The sequence below is a fragment of the Ruegeria sp. AH12 genome (assembly GCF_056541465.1).
Genome location: NZ_JBQFYL010000122.1, coordinates 1 through 823, shown reverse-complemented (window position 1 = coordinate 823; position 823 = coordinate 1). Strand labels below are relative to the sequence as shown.

The following is an 823-nucleotide window of genomic DNA, read 5'->3' as shown; positions in this document are numbered from 1 at the left end:
ACCGGGGCCGCGCAGAACGATTTGTTCAACTGCGTCCCCATCCAGCACAACCATGTTTGTTCCGCCTTCCAACTGACCTAGCGGAGAATTGCTCGGCACTAGACAGGGTTGCATCCGCTGTTCCAGTCCGCGCGCCGTTCGCTGTGCTACACCCAACAGCTTGATGCGATACCCCATGTCGTGGGCCTGATGGATGTCATCGAGGCTAATATGCTGAATGCCCTCGATCTCGATCCCATCGAAATTCGGCTTGGTGCCAAAGGCAATCGAAGACAGCAGCGCGAGTTTGTGCGCCGCGTCGATGCCGCCAACATCCAGATTCGGATCGGCTTCGAGATAGCCAAGCTGCGCGCATTCCTGGAACAGGGCGTTATAGCCCAACTCCTGCGATTGCATCCGGGTCAGAATATAGTTGCAGGTACCGTTCATGACGCCCATGACACGCGTGATCTCGTTACCCGCCAGTCCTTCGGTCAGAGATTTGATTACCGGAATACCACCCGCGACAGCCGCTTCGAAGCGAATGACACGCCCTGCGGCTTCGGCCAATTCCGCCAGTTCCTGCCCATGAATCGCCAGCAGTGCCTTGTTTGCGGTGACGACATCCTTGCCACTGTTCAGCGCCGCCTCGACCGAAGCTTTCGCGGGGCCGTTCTCGCCGCCCATCAGTTCGACAAAAACATCGATGTCTTCGCGTTTGGCCAATGCAACGGGATCGGTTTCCCATGCATAATCCGAGAGGTTTACGCCACGGTCCTTGTTGGCATCACGGACCGAAACTGCGGTGATCTCGATGCGACGCCCGGTGCGAGCGTGCAAGAAA

Annotated in this window: 1 protein-coding gene; it reads right to left on the bottom strand. The window is 57.6% G+C overall.

The features are described from left to right. On the bottom strand, positions 1-823 hold an 823-nt coding region (locus tag ACR0EL_RS22060), incomplete at both ends, for a homoserine dehydrogenase (RefSeq protein ID WP_480502297.1).